Source organism: Pseudomonas sp. NA-150 (assembly GCF_044336365.1).
Lineage (GTDB): Bacteria > Pseudomonadota > Gammaproteobacteria > Pseudomonadales > Pseudomonadaceae > Aquipseudomonas.
This window is the reverse complement of record NZ_CP172305.1, coordinates 6,375,509-6,393,849: the sequence shown is the minus strand read 5'-3', so window position 1 is coordinate 6,393,849 and position 18,341 is coordinate 6,375,509. Positions and strand designations below refer to the sequence as shown.

At 59.6% G+C, this 18,341-nt stretch carries 16 protein-coding genes; 7 read left to right on the top strand and 9 right to left on the bottom strand.

What is annotated here, in order from left to right; all coding sequences use genetic code 11:
• Positions 1-5: 5 nt before the first annotated feature.
• Positions 6-971 (top strand): GlxA family transcriptional regulator, encoded by a 966-nt coding sequence (locus ACF0H7_RS29735; RefSeq protein WP_397450360.1) that lies wholly within the window; start codon positions 6-8, stop codon positions 969-971.
• A 46-nt stretch (positions 972-1,017) separates the two neighbouring features.
• Here ACF0H7_RS29735 and ACF0H7_RS29730 read toward each other — a convergent pair whose 3' ends face one another.
• Positions 1,018-1,674 carry an HAD family hydrolase gene (locus ACF0H7_RS29730; protein WP_397450359.1) on the bottom strand — a complete coding sequence of 219 codons (657 nt, stop codon included), beginning with the start codon at positions 1,672-1,674 and terminating at the stop codon, positions 1,018-1,020.
• A 142-nt stretch (positions 1,675-1,816) separates the two neighbouring features.
• On the opposite strand from ACF0H7_RS29730, the gene ACF0H7_RS29725 reads away from it, so the two are divergent.
• The gene (locus ACF0H7_RS29725) at positions 1,817-2,296 is read left to right on the top strand and encodes an RNA pyrophosphohydrolase (protein ID WP_331187515.1); all 480 of its coding nucleotides are present in this window, start codon (positions 1,817-1,819) and stop codon (positions 2,294-2,296) included.
• 22 nt (positions 2,297-2,318) lie between these two features.
• Positions 2,319-4,598: a phosphoenolpyruvate--protein phosphotransferase gene (ptsP, locus tag ACF0H7_RS29720; RefSeq protein ID WP_397450358.1), complete on the top strand. Its 2,280-nt coding sequence runs from the start codon at positions 2,319-2,321 to the stop codon at positions 4,596-4,598.
• Between the two features lie 102 nt (positions 4,599-4,700).
• On the opposite strand, the gene ACF0H7_RS29715 is transcribed toward ptsP, so the two are convergent.
• Positions 4,701-5,447 (bottom strand): NRDE family protein, encoded by a 747-nt coding sequence (locus ACF0H7_RS29715; RefSeq protein WP_397450357.1) that lies wholly within the window; start codon positions 5,445-5,447, stop codon positions 4,701-4,703.
• A 114-nt stretch (positions 5,448-5,561) separates the two neighbouring features.
• Here ACF0H7_RS29715 and ACF0H7_RS29710 point away from each other — a divergent pair, with 114 nt between their 5' ends.
• The 3 genes from ACF0H7_RS29710 to ACF0H7_RS29700 are packed head-to-tail and all read left to right on the top strand — an operon-like array spanning position 5,562 to position 8,224.
• Positions 5,562-6,347: a sulfite exporter TauE/SafE family protein gene (locus ACF0H7_RS29710; RefSeq protein WP_397450356.1), complete on the top strand. Its 786-nt coding sequence runs from the start codon at positions 5,562-5,564 to the stop codon at positions 6,345-6,347.
• A 35-nt stretch (positions 6,348-6,382) separates the two neighbouring features.
• Entirely contained in the window at positions 6,383-7,195 is an 813-nt protein-coding gene (gene lgt / locus ACF0H7_RS29705) for a prolipoprotein diacylglyceryl transferase (protein ID WP_397450355.1), read from the top strand.
• Between the two features lie 57 nt (positions 7,196-7,252).
• A complete protein-coding gene (locus ACF0H7_RS29700) occupies positions 7,253-8,224 on the top strand; it encodes a thymidylate synthase (protein ID WP_397450354.1) in 972 nt (323 codons plus the stop codon).
• Positions 8,225-8,350: 126 nt separating this feature from the next.
• Here the strand turns inward: ACF0H7_RS29700 and cadR are convergent, their stop codons facing one another.
• Entirely contained in the window at positions 8,351-8,797 is a 447-nt protein-coding gene (gene cadR / locus ACF0H7_RS29695; protein WP_397450353.1) for a Cd(II)/Pb(II)-responsive transcriptional regulator, read from the bottom strand.
• A gap of 83 nt (positions 8,798-8,880) precedes the next feature.
• Between cadR and ACF0H7_RS29690 the strand changes: the two genes are divergently transcribed.
• The gene (locus ACF0H7_RS29690; protein WP_397450352.1) at positions 8,881-11,160 is read left to right on the top strand and encodes a heavy metal translocating P-type ATPase; all 2,280 of its coding nucleotides are present in this window, start codon (positions 8,881-8,883) and stop codon (positions 11,158-11,160) included.
• Positions 11,161-11,284: 124 nt separating this feature from the next.
• Here the strand turns inward: ACF0H7_RS29690 and hutG are convergent, their stop codons facing one another.
• The 6 genes from hutG to ACF0H7_RS29660 form a co-directional block, all read right to left on the bottom strand.
• Positions 11,285-12,088 carry an N-formylglutamate deformylase gene (gene hutG, locus ACF0H7_RS29685; RefSeq protein ID WP_397450351.1) on the bottom strand — a complete coding sequence of 268 codons (804 nt, stop codon included), beginning with the start codon at positions 12,086-12,088 and terminating at the stop codon, positions 11,285-11,287.
• A gap of 16 nt (positions 12,089-12,104) precedes the next feature.
• Positions 12,105-13,310: an imidazolonepropionase gene (hutI, locus tag ACF0H7_RS29680; RefSeq protein ID WP_397450350.1), complete on the bottom strand. Its 1,206-nt coding sequence runs from the start codon at positions 13,308-13,310 to the stop codon at positions 12,105-12,107.
• Between the two features lie 33 nt (positions 13,311-13,343).
• Complete coding sequence (gene hutH / locus ACF0H7_RS29675) at positions 13,344-14,876, bottom strand: histidine ammonia-lyase (RefSeq protein WP_397450349.1); 1,533 nt, start codon at positions 14,874-14,876, stop codon at positions 13,344-13,346.
• A 117-nt stretch (positions 14,877-14,993) separates the two neighbouring features.
• A complete protein-coding gene (locus tag ACF0H7_RS29670) occupies positions 14,994-15,824 on the bottom strand; it encodes a glycine betaine/L-proline ABC transporter ATP-binding protein (protein ID WP_397450348.1) in 831 nt (276 codons plus the stop codon).
• On the bottom strand, positions 15,821-16,672 hold the full coding sequence (locus ACF0H7_RS29665; protein WP_397450347.1) for an ABC transporter permease: 852 nt from the start codon (positions 16,670-16,672) through the stop codon (positions 15,821-15,823). The genes ACF0H7_RS29670 and ACF0H7_RS29665 overlap by 4 nt, the downstream gene beginning before the upstream one ends.
• 190 nt (positions 16,673-16,862) lie before the next feature.
• A complete protein-coding gene (locus ACF0H7_RS29660; RefSeq protein ID WP_397450346.1) occupies positions 16,863-18,332 on the bottom strand; it encodes a purine-cytosine permease family protein in 1,470 nt (489 codons plus the stop codon).
• Positions 18,333-18,341 lie beyond the last annotated feature (9 nt).

Sequence of the window (18,341 nt, the reverse complement as noted above, 5' to 3'; positions counted from 1 at the left end):
GTCTAATGACCAAAAGCGTTGCACTTGTCGTGTTCCCCGGAGTGCAGTCGCTGGATGTCACCGGCCCGATGGACGTATTCGCCGAGGCCAATCGGTTTCTCCCGCCAGAAAGTCATTACCAACTGGACGTTATCGGCGTGGAGCGCGGCCTGTTGGCCTGTTCCAACGGCCTGTCGATTCAGGCTCACCAACACTTCTGTGAGGCATCAGGCAGCTATGACCTGTTGCTCTGCGCGGGCGGGCCCACTTTGCCGCAGCTTGATTTTGGCGATGAGTTCCATGCCTGGCTGATTGCGGCAACGCAACGCGCCAGCCGCTTTGGCTCGATCTGCAACGGTGCCTTCATGTTGGCCCGTGCGGGATTGCTGGACGGTCGCGTGGTCACTACTCACTGGAACGACGCCAGTGCATTGATCACTTTATGTCCAACGGCCAAGGTTGAGGTTGATCGTCTGTATGTTCAGGACGGCGACTTATTCACGTCGGCGGGGGTGACGGCGGGGATCGACCTGTCGCTGTATCTGGTGGCCAAGGATCACGGGCCGGAAGTGGCCTTGAACGTGGCCAAACGCTTGGTGGTGTTCACCCAGCGTTCGGGAGGGCAATCGCAGTTCAGCCCGTTTCTGACCCCGCATGTCGAGGCGTCGTCGCCGGTCGCACAGGCTCAGCAATATGTGTTGGCGAACCTGACCAGCGACCTGACCATCACTGAACTGGCGAAGGCGGCGAACATGAGCGCGCGTAATTTCTCGCGGGTGTTTGTCCGCGAATCCAAGGTGACCCCAGCGGAATTCGTCGAGCGGGCGCGGGTGGATGCCGCGCGGGTGATTCTGGAAAGCAGCAACCTGCCGTTGAAGACGGTGGCTTACCAGGTGGGATTTCGCGATGCGCATCACATGCGCAGCGTGTTCCAGCGCCGTCTGAGGGTTTCACCGCAACAGTTTCGGGTGAATTTCGGCACGCCACTCTGAACGCCGTGAGCTGCCCCATCCATGAGGGACAGCTCCGGTCAGCCGGTCACTTGCGCAGGGTAATCACCGGCCAGCCACGCTGTTCTGCTTCGGCGCGAAGTTTCGGGTCGGGATCGACCGCAACCGGATTGGCGACTTGCTCCAGCAACGGCAGGTCATTCAGCGAGTCGCTGTAGAAATAACTGTCGTCGAGATTGAAGCCGGTTTCTTCCAGCCACAGGTTCAGACGCGTCACTTTGCCTTCGCGGAAGCAGGGGATGCCGGTGGTACGTCCACTGTAACGGCCGTCAACCAGCTCGCACTCGGTGGCCAGCAGGGTGTCGACGCCCAGGCGCGCGACGATTGGCGCGGTCACAAAGCGGTTGGTGGCGGTAATTACCAGCAACTTGTCGCCTGCCTCGCGGTGCTTGGCCAGCAGCGCTTCGCCTTTGGGCAGGATGATCGGTTCGACGCAGTCACGCATGAAGTCACGGTGCCATTCATCGAGTTGTGCCATTTCGGTTCGGCCGAGGATTTCCAGGCTGAAGTTCAGGTAATCGGTCAGGTTCAGGGTCCCCGCCAGATAATCCTGGTAAAACGCGTCGTTGCGCGCTTTGTAGGCGATGGCGTCAAGAATGCCCCGCTCGCACAGGTAATCACCCCAGGCGTGGTCGCTGTCGCCACCCAAAAGTGTGTTATCGAGGTCGAATAAAGCCAGGCGCATGCAGTTACTCGCTGAATTAGCTGAAAAAAGGCTGTCAGAATACGGCGTTTTCACAAGAACGCACATAAGCTATGCAGCCTCGTTGCTGCTTTCATAATCTTTGTGGAACAATGCGGCGACATGCGTTTACGAGGTTGTTGCCGTGATCGACCCCGATGGTTTCCGCCCTAATGTCGGGATTATTCTGACAAATGATGCTGGCCAGGTCTTATGGGCTCGGCGAATCAACCAAGATGCCTGGCAGTTTCCTCAGGGTGGGATTAATCCTCAGGAGACGCCGGAAGACGCTCTATACCGCGAATTAAATGAAGAAGTCGGGCTGGAACGGCAAGATGTTGAAATTCTCGCCTGCACCCGGGGCTGGTTGCGTTATCGTTTGCCGCAACGTCTGGTCAGGACCCACAGCCAACCGCTGTGCATCGGCCAGAAACAAAAGTGGTTTCTCCTGCGCCTGATCTCCAATGAGCAGCGGGTGCGGATGGATTTGACCGGTAAACCGGAATTCGACGGCTGGCGCTGGGTCAGCTATTGGTATCCGTTGGGCCAGGTGGTGACATTCAAGCGCGAGGTGTATCGACGCGCCCTTAAAGAGCTTGCCCCGCGCCTTCTCGCGCGCGACTGACGACGGAGTTCGACCCCGAGCCATGCTCAATACGCTGCGCAAGATCGTCCAGGAAGTTAACTCCGCCAAGGATCTCAAGGCGGCGTTGGGGATTATTGTGTTACGCGTCAAAGAGGCCATGGGCAGCCAGGTCTGCTCGGTCTATTTGCTCGACCCTGAAACCAACCGCTTTGTATTGATGGCCACCGAGGGCCTGAACAAACGGTCTATCGGCAAAGTCAGCATGGCGCCGAATGAAGGTTTGGTGGGCCTCGTGGGTACCCGCGAGGAGCCGCTGAACCTGGAAAACGCCGCTGACCACCCGCGCTATCGCTACTTTGCCGAAACCGGTGAGGAGCGTTATGCCTCGTTCCTGGGCGCGCCGATCATTCACCACCGACGCGTGGTCGGGGTATTGGTGATCCAGCAAAAGGAGCGGCGTCAGTTCGACGAGGGCGAAGAAGCCTTCCTCGTGACCATGAGCGCGCAACTCGCCGGGGTTATCGCCCACGCTGAAGCTACGGGCTCGATCCGCGGTCTGGGGCGCCAGGGCAAAGGCATTCAGGAAGCCAAATTCGTCGGTGTCGCCGGTTCGCCGGGGGCTGCCGTGGGTACGGCGTTCGTCATGTTGCCGCCTGCCGACCTGGAAGTGGTGCCGGACAAGACCGTTACCGATATCAAAGCCGAGCTGGCGCTGTTCCAGAATGCCCTGGAAGGCGTGCGCGGCGACATGCGCTCGTTGTCCGCCAAACTCGCGACCCAGCTGCGCCCGGAAGAGCGCGCGCTGTTCGACGTGTACTTGATGATGCTCGATGATGCGTCGCTGGGCAGTGAAGTGACCAACGTGATCAAGACCGGACAGTGGGCGCAAGGTGCGCTGCGTCAGGTGGTCACAGAACACGTCAACCGTTTCGAATTGATGGACGACGCTTACCTGCGTGAGCGCGCGTCCGACGTCAAAGACCTCGGGCGCCGGCTGTTGGCGTACCTGCAGGAAGCGCGTCAGCAAACCCTGGTCTACCCCGACAACACCATCCTGGTCAGCGAAGAGCTGTCGCCGGCGATGCTCGGTGAAGTCCCGGAAGGCAAGCTGGTCGGCCTGGTGTCGGTACTCGGTTCCGGCAACTCCCACGTCGCGATTCTGGCGCGGGCCATGGGTATTCCTACGGTCATGGGCGTGGTTGACCTGCCGTATTCCAAGGTCGACGGCATTGAGCTGATCGTCGATGGTTACCACGGCGAAGTCCTCACCAACCCCAGCGACATCATGCGCAAGCAGTACGCCGAGGTGGTCGAGGAAGAGCGGCAACTGGCCCAGGGCCTCGATGCGCTGCGTGAGCTGCCGTGCGTGACGCTGGACGGGCATCGCATGCCGCTGTGGGTCAACACCGGCCTGCTGGCCGACGTGGCCCGTGCGCAGCAGCGGGGCGCCGAAGGGGTTGGTCTGTATCGCACGGAAGTGCCGTTCATGATAAACCAGCGCTTCCCGAGCGAAAAAGAACAACTGGCGATCTATCGCGAACAGCTGCAAGCCTTCCACCCGTTGCCAGTGACCATGCGTAGCCTGGACATTGGTGGTGACAAGGCGCTGTCGTACTTCCCGATCAAGGAAGACAACCCGTTCCTTGGCTGGCGTGGGATTCGTGTCACCCTCGACCACCCGGAAATCTTCCTGGTGCAGACACGCGCGATGCTCAAGGCCAGCGTAGGCTTGAACAACCTGCGGATTCTGCTGCCGATGATTTCCGGCACTCACGAGGTTGAAGAGGCGCAACACCTGATCCACCGTGCCTGGGGCGAAGTGCGCGACGAAGGGTTCGACGTGCCGATGCCGCCGGTGGGGGTGATGATCGAAGTCCCTGCGGCGGTCTACCAGACGAAAGAGCTGGCGCGTCAAGTGGACTTCCTCTCGGTCGGCTCCAACGACTTGACCCAATACCTGCTGGCGGTCGATCGCAACAACCCACGGGTTGCCGATCTGTATGACTACCTGCACCCAGCGGTATTGCAAGCCCTGCAGAATGTCGTGCGCGATGCGCATGCTGAAGGCAAACCGGTAAGCATCTGCGGCGAAATGGCGGGTGATCCGGCGGCGGCGGTGCTGTTGATGGCGATGGGCTTTGACAGCCTGTCGATGAACGCCACCAACTTGCCGAAAGTGAAATGGATGCTGCGTCAGATCAATCTGGAGAAGTCCAAAGAGCTGCTGGCGCACTTGATGACCATCGACAACGCGCAAGTTATCCACAGCACTTTGCAACTGAACCTGAAGAATTTGGGGCTGGCGCGGATGATCAATCCGGCCTCCGTGAAAGGTCACTGAGTTCGTTGCGCATGAACTGACGCCATCGCGGGCAAGCCCGCTCCTACAAGGGAATGTGATTAATTGTAGGAGCGGGCTTGCCCGCGATGGGCGCGGCTCGGTCTAAATCGTTAAATCCACCTCACCCAAATGCCCACCATAGGGCCCAAAACTGTGCTCGACGAAATGACGGCTGCCGTCGGCATTGACGATCAGGGCGCTGCTGGCGCGGGTGCCGTAGCTGGGGCTGGCGATGAAGATGCTCGACAGCAGGGTCTCGGTCGCCAGACCAACCCCGGTATCCGGCAGTTCGGCGAACGGCGCGGTTTGCGGATCGTGCAATAGCGTCAGTAGCGCCGAGGGTTGTGGGTTGTCGAGTTGCTCAGTGAGCGCGGCTTTGGCCTTCAGCAGTTTTGGCCACGGGGTATCCAGCCCGGCATTCGACACCCCGTAAATGCCTTCTTCCAGTCGTTGCGGTACAGGGTTGGCCGCATTCAGGTAGTACAGGCTGTCGCGGTTGCCCACCAATAAGTTGAAGCCGCCGTATTCATCGGAGCGACCGACCACCTCGGCCAGATAGGCTTCGATCGACTGCTCGCCAGATAAAAAATGCGACACCAACTCGCCGCGAGAACGCCGCCCCAATGGCCGATTCGGATTACGGATATTCGTCAGCGCTGCAAAGCGGCCGTCCGGGCCGACGCCGAGCCAGGTCCCCCCAGCCTCCAAGTCGCGACCGGCATACACGCCAGACGCTTCGGGCCAGTGCGCCAGGGGCAATGTAGGCCGTGCGTAAAACTCATCGCGATTGGCCGCGACGATCAAAGGTTGGTGATGAGCAGGGCGCCAGGCGAAGACGATCAGGCACATGCAGGACTCCTTTTTTCCGTCACTCTACCGCAGATCGTGAGCACATCTATCGCGAGCTGCTAGAGCTAAGGGTGCTGCTTCCGTTAACATGCCGGACTGATTATGGGGATACCCATGGAATTCGTGCTCTATCTGGTTTTGGGTGCTTGCGCTGGCGTGCTGGCGGGGCTGTTTGGCGTGGGTGGCGGGATCATTATTGTCCCGGTGCTGGTCTATAGCTTCACCTTGCAAGGTTTCGATCCTTCGATATTGACCCACCTGGCGGTCGGTACTTCGCTGGCGACCATCATATTTACCTCGGTCAACGCCGTGCGCGAGCATCACCGTCTGGGCGCGGTGCGTTGGACGATTTTTGTCTGGATGACCGTGGGTATTCTCATTGGTGCCGGTTTTGGCGCATTGACTGCCAGGGCTATCGCCGGTCCGCACCTGCAAAAGATCATTGGTGTGTTTGCGGTACTGGTGTCGCTTCAACTTTTCTGGGAGTTCAAGCCCAAGGCCAGTCGTGGCGTGCCGGGCAAGGTCGGTTTGACGTTGGCTGGGACCTTTCTCGGATGGGCGTCGGCGATATTCGGCATCGGCGGTGGATCGTTGACGGTGCCGTTTCTGATCTGGCGCAGCGTGCCGATGCAACAGGCGGTAGCGACCTCGTCGGCGTGCGGTTTGCCCATCGCGGTGGCCAGCGCCTTGAGTTTCATGATTCTGGGCTGGCATGATCCCTTGCTGCCAGCGCACAGCATCGGATTTATCTACCTGCCGGCGTTATTGGGCATCGCCCTGACCAGCATGGTGTTTGCGCGTTTCGGCGCACGGCTGGCGCATAAGCTGTCGCCACGCTTGCTGAAACGCTTATTCGCGACACTGCTGATGTGTGTAGGTATAAGCTTTCTGGTTCAGTAGTCCCGTTCACCGGGCGTTTTAATTGAGGAGTTGCAATGCTGCCTTACCCGCAGATTGATCCGGTAGCGGTCGCCATTGGCCCGCTGCAAATCCACTGGTACGGTTTGATGTACCTGGTCGGCATTGGTGGTGCCTGGTTGCTCGCTTCCCGCCGCTTGAATCGTTTCGATCCTACGTGGACCAAGGAAAAGCTCTCCGACCTGATCTTTTGGCTGGCCATGGGCGTGATCGTCGGTGGGCGTCTGGGTTATGTGTTGTTCTACGATCTGCCGGCTTACATCGCCAATCCGCTGCTGATTTTCGAGGTATGGAAAGGCGGCATGGCCTTCCACGGCGGCTTTATCGGCGTGATGGTCGCGGCCTGGTGGTTCGGCAGACGTAACGGCAAGACCTTTTTCGAACTGATGGATTTCGTCGCGCCGATGGTGCCGATTGGCCTGGGAGCAGGGCGTATCGGTAACTTCATCAATGCCGAGTTGTGGGGCAAGCCTAGCGATGTGCCGTGGGCGATGATCTTCCCGCCATTCAGCGACCCGGCGCAGTTGCCGCGTCACCCGTCGCAGCTGTATCAGTTCGCCCTGGAAGGTGTCGCACTGTTTGTCATTCTTTGGCTGTTCTCGCGTAAACCCCGCCCAACCATGGCGGTTTCCGGGATGTTTGCCATGTTTTACGGGATTTTCCGCTTTGTCGTCGAATTCGTCCGAGTGCCGGATGCGCAGTTGGGTTACCTGGCCTGGGGCTGGGTCACCATGGGTCAGATTCTCAGCCTGCCGATGATCATCGGCGGCATGGTGTTGATCTGGCTGGCGTACCATCGCGCACCCTCCGCCAAAAACGCAGCGGTTTAACCAGAGGCACTGAAACGCCGGATTTCGGTCTGGCGCTTTCATCGATGCAGGTAATTTATGAAGCAATATCTGGATTTAGTCGCCCATGTGATCAAGAACGGGACCCTTCAGGCCAACCGTACCGGCGTGAAAACCATCAGTTTTCCGGGTGCGATGTTGCGTTATGACCTGAAGGAAGGCTTCCCGGCGATCACTACCCGGCGTATGGCCTTCAAGTCGGCCATTGGCGAAATGGTCGGTTTCCTGCGCGGCGTGAACAACGCGGCGGAGTTCCGTGAGCTGGGCTGTAAGGTCTGGGACCAGAACGCCAACGAAAATGCGCAGTGGCTGGACAACCCGTTCCGCAAGGGCGAAGACGATCTGGGTGAGATCTACGGCGTGCAGTGGCGCAAGTGGCCAGCCTACAAGCGCATCGACACTGGCAACGTCGCCGCCATCGAACTGGCCATCAGCCAGGGCTACCGGCAGATCGCGCAGTCGGAGGAAGACGGTCAGGCGTACGTGGTGCTGTACAAGGCCATTGACCAGATTCGTCAATGCGTCGACACCATCATCAAAGATCCAGGCAGCCGCCGAATTCTGTTCCACGGCTGGAACTGTGCACAGCTGGATGAAATGGCCTTGCCGCCCTGCCATCTGCTGTACCAATTCCATCCGAATCAGGAAACCCGGGAAATCTCGCTGACCCTGTACATCCGGTCCAATGATCTGGGGCTGGGGACGCCGTTCAACTTGACCGAAGGCGCGGCGCTGCTGCACCTGATCGGCCGACTGACTGGTTACACGCCGCGCTGGTTCACCTATTTCATCGGCGATGCGCACGTTTACGAGAATCACTTGGACATGCTTAACGAGCAGCTCAAACGTGAGCCGTTCGCTGCGCCGCAGTTGGTGATCTCCGAGCGGGTTCCGGCGTTTGCTCAAACGGGCGTGTATCAGCCTGAATGGCTGGAGATGATCGAACCGTCTGATTTTACGCTGGAAGGGTATGAGCATCACCCAGCGATGACGGCACCGATGGCGGTGTGACGCAAAACTTGTAGGAGCGGGCTTGCCCGCGATCTGCTGCCATGCGGTGTGCCAGGCACACCGCCATCGAGGGCAAGCCCGCTCCTACAGAGAATGGCGTGACGCGGTGTATAAGACACACCGCGCTCAATGCCCATGACTTCTCCCCACATGAGAGTGCTCGCTCTCTGTCGCCACCACCGCTCCGCTGACTTCCAACTGCTGCAAGATCCCACACTGCTTGAGCGTACCTTCGGTGCAGCTCTGGCGCAGTTCGATCAATTGCGCTTGTAACAGCTGCAGGCTCGCCACTCGGGCGTTGACGTGCTGGATATGCTCGTCGATCAGTGCATTGACGCTTTCGCACTGGTCTTGCGGGCTGTCACGCAGGCTCAGCAGGCTGCGGATTTCTTCCAGCGTCATGTCCAGGCTGCGGCAATTGCGGATGAACGTCAGGCGTTCAACGTGCGCTTGGGTGTAGACCCGGTAATTGCCATCGCTACGGGCTGGGGGTGGCAACAGCCCTTCGCGCTCGTAATAGCGGATGGTTTCCACCTGACAGTCGGTCTGTTTCGCCAGTTCGCCAATCTTCATGGTGATTAATCTCGTCTCGATGCTTGACCCTATAGTGGCTACAGGGTGTTCACTTGGCAACAAGCACTTCTTGGGACTCAATCATGAGCCACGCCGAACACGATCACTCAGAACACAGCCACGCCGAGCACAGCCATAGCGATCATGACCACGACCACGGTGATTCCTGCTGCTCGTCCGCCAGTGCGCCGTCGATCATTCAGTTCGGTGGTGCACCGTCGTCTGGCGCACGCCTGAGCAGTTTCCGTATCGAACAGATGGATTGTCCGACAGAGCAGACGCTGATTCAGAACAAGCTGGGCAAGCTGGCCGGCGTGAAGCAGTTGGAGTTCAATCTGATCAACCGCGTGCTGGGCGTGACCCATGACCTGCTCTCCACCGAGTCGATTGTCGAGGCGATCAAGTCGCTGGGGATGAGCGCCGAGCCCATCGAAGGGGCTGCCGATAAGCAGGCTGCAACGTCAATACCAGTGCGCAAACCCTGGTGGCCGCTGGCCTTGTCCGGCGTGACGGCGATTGCGGCAGAAGTGATCCACTTCGCTCAGTTGGCCCCGAATTGGGTCGTCGCATTGGTGGCGCTGGTGTCGATCCTCAGCTGCGGCCTGACCACCTACAAAAAGGGCTGGATCGCCCTGAAGAACCTCAACCTGAATATCAACGCGCTGATGAGCATCGCAGTGACCGGCGCCGTCCTGATCGGCCAATGGCCAGAAGCCGCGATGGTGATGTTCCTGTTCACCATCGCTGAGCTGATCGAAGCCAAGTCGCTGGATCGGGCGCGCAATGCCATTGGCGGCTTGATGCAGCTCGCGCCGGAACTGGCCACGGTACGCGGGGCTGATGGAGTGTGGGTCGAACAGGAGGTTAAAAGCGTCGAAATTGGTGCTGTCGTTAGGGTAAGGCCCGGCGAGCGCATTGGGCTGGACGGTGAAGTGGTGTCCGGCCAATCAACCATTGATCAGGCGCCGATTACCGGGGAAAGCCTGCCGGTGGAGAAGGGCGTCGGCGATAAAGTCTTCGCTGGCACCATCAACCAGGCCGGCTCGTTGGAATACAAAGTCACCGCCGCAGCGAATAATTCGACCCTGGCGCGAATCATTCATGCGGTCGAGGCGGCACAGGGTTCACGTGCGCCAACCCAGCGTTTCGTCGACAGTTTTTCCCGTATTTATACGCCCGCTGTGTTTCTGTTTGCCTTGGCCGTAGCGGTCATTCCGCCGCTGTTCATGGGGGCGTTGTGGTTTGACTGGATCTACCGCGCGCTGGTGTTGTTGGTGGTCGCGTGCCCTTGTGCATTGGTTATCTCGACCCCGGTGACCATTGTCAGCGGGCTGGCGGCAGCGGCGCGCAAAGGGATTTTGGTCAAGGGCGGCGTGTATCTGGAGATGGGCCATAAGCTCGACTACCTGGCACTGGACAAGACCGGGACCATCACCCACGGCAAGCCGGTGCAAACCGACTATCTGGCACTGGAACCCCGAACTCCTGTGGAAGCCAATTTGTTGGCGAAGGCGGTTAACGATAGTGCCCCGGCCATCGCCGCCAGCCTGGCCAGCCGTTCCGACCATCCAGTATCGCAGGCCATCGCCAAGCATGCCGTCGAGCAGCAAACCACGTTGCACGAGGTCGTAGCTTTCGAAGCACTGGCCGGACGGGGTGTTCGCGGTGAGATAGCGGGTCAGGTCTACCACTTGGGCAACCACCGCCTTGTCGAAGAACTGGGGCTGTGTTCGCCGGAGTTGGAAGCAAAGCTCGAAGCACTGGAAAGCCAAGGCAAAACCGTGGTGTTGCTGCTTGATGCGACGGGCCCATTGGCGCTGTTTGCCGTGGCCGACACGGTCAAAGGCAGCAGTCGCGAGGCGATCCATCAGTTGCATGAACTGGGCATCAAGACCGTGATGCTAACCGGCGACAACCCGCACACCGCCAAGGCGATAGCTGACGTGGTGGGGATTGATCAAGCGCAAGGCAACCTGCTGCCGGCCGACAAACTCAGCGCGATTGAAGGGCTGTATGCCCAAGGGCATCGGGTCGGGATGGTCGGCGACGGCATTAACGACGCGCCAGCGTTGGCCCGTTCCGAGATTGGTTTTGCAATGGCCGCTGCCGGGACCGATACCGCGATCGAAACCGCCGATGTCGCCTTGATGGACGATGATCTGCGCAAGATCCCGGCGTTTATTCGCCTGTCGCGTCAGACCTCGGCGATCCTCAAGCAGAACATTGTGTTGGCGCTGGTGATCAAGGCGGTGTTCCTCGCCATGACCTTTGCCGGCATGGCGACCATGTGGATGGCAGTGTTTGCCGACATGGGCGTGAGTTTGTTGGTGGTGTTTAACGGGTTGCGGTTGCTGCGTAAATAACCACGGACCTGTAGGAGCTGCCGGAAGCTGCGATCGGCCGGGAACCGGTCGCCGCGCTTGATGCCATGAAGGTCATTCTGACCTTATCGCAGCCTCCGGCAGCTCCTGCAGGGGAAGGGCGGCGTTACTTCGAATACCGCTTCTCACCCCAACCAATCAACCCTTGCAGCAGGTTTTTCAACACCACTCGGGTCGGTTCGGCCAAATCCTTGCGGTAGTTGAACGGCTCAAACTCTTCCATGTACGTGCTCTGCGCCAACTCCAGTTGCACTGCGTGGATGTGGTTGGCCGGGTCACCATAGTGACGGGTGATATGACCGCCCTTGAAACGCCCGTTGAGCACGTGGGTGTAATCGGTGGCTTGAGCGCAAGTGGCTTCCAGCAAGGTCCCCAGTTCGATATCGCAACTGGCGCCGTTGAAGGTGCCGAGGTTGAAGTCCGGCAGGCGGCCTTCGAACAGGTGCGGGATCGAGCCACGAATCGAGTGCGCGTCGAACAGCAGGGCATAACCGAACTCGTCACGCAGGCGCGCTAACTCTTGCTGCAAAGTCTGGTGGTACGGCGTCCAGATTTTCTCCAGATAAGTCGCGCGCTCATCGGCGCTCGGCACCTGGCCTTCGCGGAACAGTGGCTCGCCATCGAACAAAATGCTCGGATACAGGCCAGTGGTAGCACCGACGTACAGCGGTTTGTCGTCCGACGGGCGATTCAAGTCGATGACGAAACGCGAGTACTCAGCGGCCAAGGTGCTGGCGCCCAGCTCTTCAGCGAAGTCGTACAGCGTCGGGATGTGCCAGTCCGTGTCCGGCAGACTTTGCGCCGCGTCGACCAGCCCGGCCTTGACCACCGGAGTCAGGCGCAACCCGGCGTGGGGCATGCTGATCAGCAACGGCACCCGACCACGTTTAAAATTCAGAACCTTATCCACAAATGCCTCCAGAGCATCAAGTTTGTGATTCAACGCCGTGGCGCACGACTCGCTTATCGAGGTCGCCGCCCAGCCAGTAAGCCAGATCCGCTGGCCGCTCAATCTTCCATGCTACGAAGTCGGCGACTTTGCCGACTTCCAGCGAACCGTGTGTATCGCCCAGGCCCAAAGCCTTGGCGGCGTTGATCGTCACCCCGGCCAAGGCTTCTTCCGGGGTCATGCGGAACAGGGTGCAGGCCATGTTCAGCATCAAGCGCAGCGACAACGCTGGCGAGGTGCCGGGGTTAAGGTCGGTAGCGATGGCGATGTCGACCTTGTGTTTGCGCAGCGCATCCATTGGTGGCAGCTGGGTTTCGCGCAGGAAGTAATACGCGCCCGGCAGCAACACCGCGACGGTTCCGGCAGCGCCCATGGCGATGGCGTCGTCCTCGGTCATGAACTCCAGGTGATCCGCCGACAGCGCCTGATAACGCGCTGCCAAGCTTGATCCATGCAGTGACGACAACTGTTCAGCATGCAGTTTCACCGGCAGCCCCAACTCACCCGCGCAGATAAACACCTGTTCGACCTGCGCCGGCGAGAACGCCAGGTACTCACAGAACGCATCCACGGCATCGACCAGGCCTTCTTCCGCCAACGCCGGCAACATCACGCTGCAGATGTGGTGGATGTAGTCGTCGGAGCGGTCTTTGAACTCCGGCGGCAAGGCGTGAGCGGCCAGACACGTACTGCGCACCGTGACCGGCAGTACGGTGCCGAGACGGCGAATCACCCGCAGGATCTTGCGTTCGCTGGCCAGATCCAGGCCGTAGCCGGATTTGATTTCCACCGTGGTCACGCCGTCGTGCAGCAAACGCTTGAGGCGTTGCTCGGCGCTGGCAAAAAGCTCGTCCTCACTGGCGGCGCGAGTGGCGCGCACGGTGCTGGCGATGCCGCCGCCAGCCGCTGCGATCTCGGCATAGCTCACGCCGTTCAAGCGCTGTTCGAACTCGCCGCTGCGGTTGCCACCGAACACGGTGTGGGTGTGACAATCGATCAGGCCAGGCGTGACCCAGGCGCCGTCCAGATCGACGACGCTGGCATAGTCCGCCGCAGGCACGTCAGCCTGCGGGCCGATCCACTCTATGTGCTCGCCCGAGGTCACGATGGCGGCGTCCTCGATGATCGAGTAATTGCCTTGCGCCATGCTTGCAACGTGGCAGTGCTTCCAGAGTGTTTTCATCTACGGCCTCCGAGGTTGTCGGTAAGAAAAAGTTTATAGGCTGGGCAGCACATTCGCTGGCAGCAGTGCATTCAAAGTGTGGGAAGCCAGCAGTTGGCTGGCGGCCTCGATATCCGGTGCAAAGAAACGGTCCTTATCGTAGAACGGTACTTTGCTGCGCAAGGCGGTGCGGGCTTGTTCCAGCTTTGGCGAGGATTTCAGGCCTTCGCGGAAGTCCAGCCCCTGGCACGCAGCCAGCCATTCGACAGCAAGAATGCCGCGCGTGTTTTCAGCCATTTCCCACAGGCGCTTGCCCGCAGCCGGGGCCATGGAAACGTGGTCTTCCTGGTTGGCGGAAGTAGGAATGCTGTCGACGCTGTGGGGGTGAGCCAGTGCTTTGTTCTCGCTGGCCAATGCTGCGGCCGTTACCTGAGCGATCATGAAGCCGGAGTTCACGCCGCCGTTGGCTACCAAAAAGGGCGGCAGCTGCGACATGTGCTTGTCCATCATTAACGAGATACGACGCTCGCTGAGGGAGCCGATTTCAGCCAGCGCCAACGCGAGGTTATCGGCGGCCATCGCCACTGGTTCGGCATGGAAGTTGCCGCCGGAGATGATGTCGCCTTCGGCAGCGAACACCAGCGGGTTGTCGGAGACGGCATTGGCTTCGACGCCCAGCACTTCTGCGGCCTGACGCAACTGAGTCAGGCAAGCGCCCATGACTTGCGGCTGGCAGCGCAGCGAATACGGGTCTTGCACCTTGTCGCAGTCGATGTGGGAGTTGGAGATCGCGCTGCTTTCGCCCAGCAGATCGCGGTAGCACGCGGCCGCGTCGATCTGTCCGCGTTGACCACGCGCGGCATGTATGCGGGCATCGAACGGCGCACGGGAGCCGAGCACGGCTTCGACCGTCAACGCGCCACAGGCCAGTGCGGCAGCGAATAGGTCTTCGCCTTCGAACAGACCACGCAACGCGAACGCGGTGGAAACTTGGGTGCCGTTGAGCAGCGCCAGACCTTCCTTCGCCGCCAGCGTCAGCGGTGTCAGACCGGCGACTGCCAGTGCGTCAGTCGCTTCCAGCCATTCGCCTTTGTGACGCGCCTTGCCTTCACCCAACAGTACCAACGACATATGCGCAAGCGGCGCGAGGTCGCCGGAAGCACCGACCGAACCCTTCAACGGAATGTGCGGGTAGACCTCGGCATTGATCAGCGCGATCAGGGCATCGATCACTTTACGGCGAATACCGGAGAAGCCACGGCTCAGGCTGTTGACCTTGAGCACCATGATCAAACGCACCAACTCATCGCTGATCGGCTGACCGACCCCGGCGGCGTGGGACAACACCAACGAACGCTGGAGATTTTCCAGGTCTTCGCTGGCGATGCGTGTGGACGCCAGCAGGCCGAAACCGGTGTTGATGCCGTAGGCGGTGCGGTTCTCGGCGAGGATCTGCTCGACGCACGCCACGCTGTCTTCGATCTGTTGCGCAGCGCTGCTGTCCAGGCGCAGGGTCACTGGCTGTTGGTAGATTGCACGCAATTGGCTCAGGGTGAGCTGGCCTGGGGTCAGATTCAGTTGGGTCATGTCGGTACTCCTTAATAGATGACTGCCGTTGCTCAGGGCTGATTCCCTTTGCCCCGCGCTTGTGGCGCTTGAGCGTCGGCCTAATGTCGAAAATCCCTACAGGTATGTGTCCATCGCTTACAACGTAGCCACCCGCCGCTGGACGAAACGATCAACGTATTCGTCGGCCGGCGAGTAAAGGATTTCTTTGGGTGTACCCACCTGGATCAGCTGACCGTCCTTGAGGATGGCGATACGATTGCCGATGCGCACGGCCTCGTCGAGGTCGTGGGTGATGAATACGATCGTTTTGTGCAGGCTGGCTTGCAGTGCCAGTAACTGGTCTTGCATCTCCGCGCGGATCAGCGGATCGAGAGCGCTGAACGCTTCGTCCATCAGAATGATGTCAGTGTCAGCAGCCAAAGCGCGGGCGAGGCCGACGCGCTGGCGCATGCCGCCCGACAGCTGATGCGGGAATTTGTGCTCGTAGCCTTTGAGGTCGACGGTGGCGATCCAGTGCATGGCGCGCTCGATGCAAAAGGTCGGTGTTTCACCACGGACTTTCAGGCCGTAGGCGACGTTTTCCAGCACAGTCTTGTGCGGCAACAGGCCGAAGCTCTGGAAAACCATGCTGATCTTGTGTCGACGGAATTGGCGCAGGGCTTCCATGTCGTAATGCAGGATGTCTTCACCATCCACCAGAATCTCGCCGCTGGTAGGGTCGATCAGGCGATTGATATGACGCACCAAGGTCGACTTTCCTGAACCGGAGAGGCCCATGATCACGAAAATCTCGCCGCTGCCAATCGACAGCGACAGGTCGTTAACTCCAATCACGCAGCCGGTTTCGGCAAGGATTTCGTCTTTGGTTTTTTGTTCGCGGATCAAACGCAGGGCATCCGCCGAACGATTGCCGAAGATTTTGAAGACGTTTTTGATTTCGATTTTGTTCAGGGCTTCAGCGTTCATTTGTTCGCCTCATGCCGTGGTCGGCCATAGGCCTGGGTGATGCGGTCGATCACCACCGCGAGAATCACGATGGCGAGCCCGGCTTCCAGGCCGCGTCCGACGTTGAGCGTTTGAATCCCGATCAGCACGTCCTCGCCCAGCCCGCGTGCGCCAATCATCGAAGCGATGACCACCATCGACAGCGCCATCATCGTGGTCTGGTTGATCCCGGCCATGATGCTGGGCAGGGCCAATGGCAGTTGCACGCCGAACAGCTGTTGCCAGCGGTTGGCGCCGAACGCGTTGATCGCTTCCATCACCTCACCGTCGACCTGACGAATGCCCAGGTCTGTCAGGCGAATCAGCGGTGGCGCTGCATAGATCACGGTGGCGAAAATCGCCGGCACCTTACCCAGGCCGAACAGCATCAGCACCGGGATCAAGTACACGAAACTGGGCATGGTTTGCATGATGTCCAGCAGCGGCATCATCACCGAACGCAGACGATTGCTGCGCGCGGAGAAGATCCCCAGCGGAATGCCGATCACCACCGAAATAAGCGTCGCTACCAACATCAGGGCGAGGGTTTGCATCAGCTTGTCCCACAGGCCAACGGCACCCACCAGAAACAGTAGGCCGACGATGACGAGGGTGGTGAGAATCTTGCGCGTGGCGTGCCAGGCGATGGCGCCGACAAGGGCCAGCATCAGCCACCAGGGCATGAGACGCAGCAGGGCTTCGAGGTTGACGATGGCCCACAGCAGCGTGTCCGAGATCTGACGGAATACATCGCCGTAGTTGGTTACCAGGGTATCGACCCCCCGATTGACCCAGTCGGCGATAGAGAAAGTAAAGCTTTCGGGGAACATAAAAGGCTCTCGATCAAGTAGGAATAGCGCGACGGCTAGCAAACCGCTCAGCTTAGGCGATTCGATGCTGACGTTGGTCGTCTGTATTTGATTCAAGTAGAACGAATCAAACGACAGAACCATCGTTTCAGCATAACGAATCGCTTCAGCCTTCACGGTTTCTCCTACTGACGAGTGCCTTGGAGCACCATCAGTTCATTGCGGCTTGGGTCTTGGCGCCAGTTGCAGTCGTGATAGTCGCTTCGGTATCCACCGGCAGAATCAGGCGATCAGGAATCGCACTGTGCCATTTCTTGGCGATCACGTAGTACACGACAGCCGGAACCACCAGGCCGATGATCCACGAGATGTCGGTATCGCCCAGGCTTTCGACCAGCGAGCCGGTGTAGAACTGGGTATTGATGAACGGCATCTGGATCAATACGCCGAACACGTAGACGCCCAGACCGATCCAGTTCCAGCGGCCGTAACGGCCATTGGGGTCAGACAACGCCGGGATGTCGTAGCGTTCTTTGGTGACGCAATAGAAGTCCACCAGGTTGATCGCGCTCCAGGGCGTGAAGAACGCCAGCAGGAACAGGATGAACGCGGAGAAATCCTTGAGGAACGAGTCCTTGCCCAGCAACGCCAGCCCAGTGGCGATGCAGACCATGCCCAGGATGTACGTCAGACGCACGGCGCTGGAGATATTACGGCTGCCACGGAAACCGCTGACGATGGTCGCGATCGACATGAAGCTGCCGTAAGCGTTGAGCGTGGTGATAGTCACCTTGCCGAACGCCACAGTGAAATACAGCAGCGCTGCGACAACTCCGGTACCACCGAGGCTGACGATGAACGAGACTTCGTGGTGGGCAAAGCTTTTGCCAGCCAACGCTGCCGCGAACACGCCAAACACCATCGACGCTTGTGCGCCAATGATCGAACCCAGTCCTACAGCCCAGAAGGTTTTCACCGACGAGGTGCTGCGTGGCAGGTAGCGCGAGTAGTCGGCCACGTAAGGACCGAACGCAATTTGCCACGACGCCGACAGCGAAATCGCCAACAGGAAACTGGCCAGCGAGAAGTGCTTGTTGGCCAACAGCGCGCCGACGTCGTTGCCTGCCAGCAGGGCGCCGAACAGGTAGACGAAGGCGATCACGCCGATGATGCTCGCCACCCGACCGATCACGTGAATGGCCCGATAGCCGAAGATGGTTGCGACCACGATCAGTGCGGCGAAGATCACGATGCCTTTCCAGTCTTCGACGTGGATCAACTGCGCCACCGCTTGCCCGGCGAGCACCGAACCACTGGCCGAAAAGCCGATGTACATCAGGCACACCAGCACTAACGGAATCACTGCTCCATACACGCCGAATTGCACGCGGCTGGAGATCATTTGCGGCAAGCCCAGTTTCGGACCTTGTGCCGCGTGCAGCGCCATGACGCCGCCGCCCAACAGTTGGCCGATCAGCAGGCCGATCAGCGACCAGAACACATCGCCGCCCAGCACCACGGCCAAGGCCCCGGTAACAATCGCGGTGATCTGCAGGTTGGCGCCGAGCCACAGGGTGAATTGACTGAACAGACGACCATGTCTTTCCCCGTCAGGGATGTAATCGATCGAACGCCTTTCGATCATGGATGTGTTGGCAACGCGATCATCGGGGACAGCCATGCGACCACC